This is a genomic window from Segatella paludivivens DSM 17968 = JCM 13650 (genome assembly GCF_000373185.1).
In the GTDB taxonomy this organism is placed as follows: Bacteria; Bacteroidota; Bacteroidia; order Bacteroidales; family Bacteroidaceae; genus Prevotella; species Prevotella paludivivens.
Genome location: NZ_KB890667.1, coordinates 1 through 4,279, shown reverse-complemented (window position 1 = coordinate 4,279; position 4,279 = coordinate 1). Strand labels below are relative to the sequence as shown.

The following is a 4,279-nucleotide window of genomic DNA, read 5'->3' as shown; positions in this document are numbered from 1 at the left end:
TCATCATTTAGTAGAGGCTTATATAAAGTTGAAGTCACAATCAAATAGTTCTGATTTTCCTAAATTAATTCTAGCTGGTGATGCTGATTTCGATGCTGATTATTCTCGAAGTTTAAAGAAGTTAGCAAAAAATAATGGTGTTGTGCTAACTGGATTTGTAAAGGGTAAAAAGTTGCATTCGCTTTTGACCAATGCTCTGTGTTATGTTTTACCTTCAAGTCATGAAGGATTACCAATTGCATTATTAGAAGCGATGAGTTACAAACTACCTGTTGTGGTTAGCGATATTCCTGCAAATAAAGAAATAGGATTATCGGATGAATGTTACTTCGAATGTGGAAACATAAACCAGTTAGCTGATAGAATTAATACTATAATCCATACTCCCTTGCACCGCATTGATTACGATATGACCAAATATAATTGGGATGATATTGCTAATCAGACAATGGAGGTTTACAACTCTGTTGTAACATTAAAATAGGTAATAATATAATGAATATTATAAAAACAGATATTGATGATGTCCTTATTATAGAGCCTCATGTATTTAAAGACGAACGTGGTTATTTTTTTGAGAGTTTTTCTCAGAGAGAGTTTAATGAGAAAGTTGGCAATATAAATTTTTGCCAAGATAATGAGAGTATGTCTTCGTATGGTGTTATGCGTGGACTGCATTTCCAACGTCCACCATATAGCCAGAGTAAATTGGTGAGATGCGTTAAAGGTGAAGTTCTTGACGTTGCCGTTGACATTCGTAAAGGTTCTCCTACATATGGTAAGCATGTGGCTGTGAAATTGTCGGAGGATAATCATCGCCAATTTTTTATTCCAAGAGGTTTTGCCCATGGATTTTCTGTGTTAAGTGATGTTGCTGTGTTCCAATATAAGTGTGATAATTTTTATCACCCAGAGGCCGATGGCGGTATAAGTATTGTTGATGGCAGCCTTGGCATTGACTGGAATATTCCTACAGATAAGGCTATATTGAGTGAGAAGGATACTAAGCATGATTTGTTTAAAGACTTTGATAGTCCTTTTGACTATAGCATATATTTGTATAAATAATATATACATAGAGTATAATGAAAATAGTTCTTGTCAATTATAGATATTTCATTTCGGGCGGCCCTGAAAGATATTATTTCAACATAAAAGAAATCTTAGAGAACAAAGGACATGAAATAATTCCTTTTTCCATAAAAAGTAGTCATAATTATCCAAGTAATTACGATAAGTATTTTTTGGACATTGTTGATGATGAAGTTTATTTTGCAAATACAAATAAAAAATATAAGAAGATTTTTAAGTTCTGTGGTAGAATGTTTTATTCATTTGAAGCAAAACATAAATTTAAGAAATTGCTAAATCATACGAAGCCTGATATTATTTATATTATGCAGTATCATAATAAGATCTCGCCGAGTATTATTGATGTTGCAAGGTCTCTTAATATTCCTGTTGTGCATAGAATATCGGACTTTCAATATCTGTGTCCTAATGCTTTATTGTATAATGATGTAAAAGGAATTTGTGAAGACTGCTTGGATGGGAAATATTTAAGTTGTATTAAATATAAATGTGTCTTAAATTCTTATGTATATTCTGCTATAAAGTTAGGAGCTAAAGTATTTCATGATAGTTTGCATGTTACTAATAAAATAGATGCATTTGTTGTTCCTTCTTCTTTTACATTAGCAAAACTTAATCAATATGGTATACCACAACATAAATTGAATCATATTCCGACATTTTTTAATTTAAAAGAACAAAATCCAGAAGTAACATATAATCCATTTGCATTATTTGTAGGGCGTATTGAAAAACAGAAAGGATTAATGACTTTACTTAAAACATTTATAGGCACAAGTTACAACTTGAAAATAATAGGTTTTTCTAATGATGGATATGATATAGAATTGAAAGAGTATCTAAAAGATAAACAACATAATATAGAATTCTTAGGAAAGAAAGATTTTCATGAAATTATCCCTTATTTGAAGTCTTGTCTTTTTACAACAGTTCCATCTGAATGGTATGATAATTTCCCAAATGTAATTCTTGAAAGTTTTGCATTTAAGAAGGCTGTTCTTGCAACTGATTTTGGTTCTCTTCCCGAATTAGTTCGCAACAAAGAGACTGGACTCACTTTTAAATATGCAAATGCTGTTGATTGTAGAGATAAAGTTTCTTATATGTTTGAACACCCTGAAAATACAAAATACATGGGATATAATGGATATAAAGATGTTATAACACAATATTCTCCAGAAACACATTATAATCAACTTTTTAAATTATTTGAAAGCCTTATAAAATAATATTAAATTTATATTATGGTGGAAGCTACTCGGTAGGCATATCAGATATTTCTTAATGAAGAAAAATTACTATTTAGTTACATTATTATATTAGCTCTCTCTGTCCTCGTGTTAGTCATTATTTTTTTTTGTACTTCGCCTTTGATAAAAAATAGAATTTGTGTTTTCTGTTACGAGTACAGGTAGAGCTGAAATGGGATAGGCTTCATTTGAAAGATTAGCAATATTCTCATTATTTAGTACAGTTAATAGGAATAAATGCATAGGAAATTCTGGAATATTGGTCCGGTATAGAAAGTCCGGATTCTTATAAATATGTATATAATGTTGTATATCATTTAACTAACTATATTATTCATGAAAATTTTAGTTACTGGAGCTGCGGGTTTTATTGGCTCTAAAATTTCTTATCTTTTGGCTGAAAGAGGAGACGATATTGTAGCTATTGACAATATCAATGATTATTATGATGTAAGATTAAAATATGGACGACTTCGAGAGCTTGGTATTGGAGAAGGATATATTTGTTTAGAATGGAATAAAGAATATAATAGCACTAAGTTTAAAAACTTAAAATTTCTGCGTATAGGAATTGATAATCATGACGCCTTAAGTAATTTATTTGCAAAGGAACATTTTGATAAGGTCATAAACTTGGCTGCTCAAGCTGGTGTACGTTATTCTATTGCTAATCCTTATGCATATATGACTAGTAATTTGGACGGTTTTCTAAATATAATAGAATGTTGTAGAAATTACCCAATAAAACACTTTTTATTTGCTTCTTCAAGTAGTGTATATGGAATGAACAAAAAGGTTCCTTTCTCAGAAGAAGATGTTGTTCAGACACCAGTTAGTCTTTATGCGGCAAGTAAAAAAAGTAATGAACTAATGGCTCATTGCTATAGTAAATTATATGGGATACCTTGCACAGGCGTTCGTTACTTTACTGTATATGGACCTTGGGGACGACCGGATATGGCACCTATGGTGTTTGCTAAAGCGATAACTAATGAAAATTCGATTAGTGTATTTAATAATGGTGATATGATCCGTGATTTTACATATATTGATGATATCGCTAATGGCAGTATAAAAATTTTAGATAATATACCTATAAACAATGATTGTGCCAATGGTGTGCCATATCGGATTTATAATATCGGTTGTTCTAATCCTGTAAAGTTGATGGATTTCATTAACGAAATAGAAATTGCTGTGGGTAAGAAGGCTAAAAAAATATTTAAGCCAATGCAGCCAGGTGATGTATATATGACTTATGCAGATACGACGAAATTGCAAACAGAAATTGGCTATAAACCTAATATAGATCTTCATGAAGGCATCAATAAATTTATTGAATGGTATAAATCGGATAAGAATCCTTTGAAATGAAAAATATATATGATTTGATAATAGTTGTTACTGTTGTTGGATAGCTATTTGTTAAGTCAACATTAACCATGTGATAGAAGTTGATGTAATATCTGAAAAGGTTAACATGATCAATTGTTTGCAATTTCTTCTATCAACTATTCTTTGCATAAAAATTAATAGAAACAATAATGAAAATATTTGTAACAGGGACACGTGGCATCCCTAATATAATGGGGGGAGTAGAAACGCATTGTGAGGAATTATTTCCTCGCATTGTACGTTTAGGGGGAGATGTAACTGTCATTCGGCGCTGTAATTATGTCAATGATGACTTGAAAGCGTGGAAAAATGTGAAGCTTGTTAATATAGAATCGCCAAAGAAAAAGTCTTTAGAGGCGATTGTTCATACTTTTAGAGCTATTAATTATGCTAAGAGCAATGGTGCAGAAATACTTCATGTGAATGCTATTGGTCCAGCATTACTTATACCTTATGCTAAATTGTTAGGAATGAAAGTTGTTTTCACTCATCATGGACCAGACTATGATCGAGATAAGTGGGGAATTGCTGCCAAGACTATT

General features: G+C 31.2%; 5 protein-coding genes. All 5 read left to right on the top strand.

Features of this window, described 5'->3' with window-relative positions; all coding sequences use genetic code 11:
• Positions 1-484 (top strand): glycosyltransferase family 4 protein (locus B045_RS0110950; protein ID WP_018464300.1); only part of this gene is annotated, 484 nt, incomplete at its 5' end.
• 11 nt (positions 485-495) lie between these two features.
• The gene (rfbC, locus tag B045_RS0110945; RefSeq protein ID WP_018464299.1) at positions 496-1,068 is read left to right on the top strand and encodes a dTDP-4-dehydrorhamnose 3,5-epimerase; all 573 of its coding nucleotides are present in this window, start codon (positions 496-498) and stop codon (positions 1,066-1,068) included.
• A gap of 17 nt (positions 1,069-1,085) precedes the next feature.
• Positions 1,086-2,321 carry a glycosyltransferase family 4 protein gene (locus B045_RS0110940; RefSeq protein ID WP_018464298.1) on the top strand — a complete coding sequence of 412 codons (1,236 nt, stop codon included), beginning with the start codon at positions 1,086-1,088 and terminating at the stop codon, positions 2,319-2,321.
• Positions 2,322-2,678: 357 nt separating this feature from the next.
• Positions 2,679-3,716: an NAD-dependent epimerase/dehydratase family protein gene (locus tag B045_RS0110935; protein ID WP_018464297.1), complete on the top strand. Its 1,038-nt coding sequence runs from the start codon at positions 2,679-2,681 to the stop codon at positions 3,714-3,716.
• A gap of 170 nt (positions 3,717-3,886) precedes the next feature.
• The coding region (locus tag B045_RS0110930) for a glycosyltransferase (protein ID WP_018464296.1) at positions 3,887-4,279 on the top strand (393 nt) is incomplete at its 3' end.

Coding starts and splice junctions, on each gene's coding strand:
- rfbC (WP_018464299.1), top strand. CDS start 496: ATGAATATTATAAAAACAGATATTGATGATGTCCTTATTATAGAGCCT.
- B045_RS0110940 (WP_018464298.1), top strand. CDS start 1,086: ATGAAAATAGTTCTTGTCAATTATAGATATTTCATTTCGGGCGGCCCT.
- B045_RS0110935 (WP_018464297.1), top strand. CDS start 2,679: ATGAAAATTTTAGTTACTGGAGCTGCGGGTTTTATTGGCTCTAAAATT.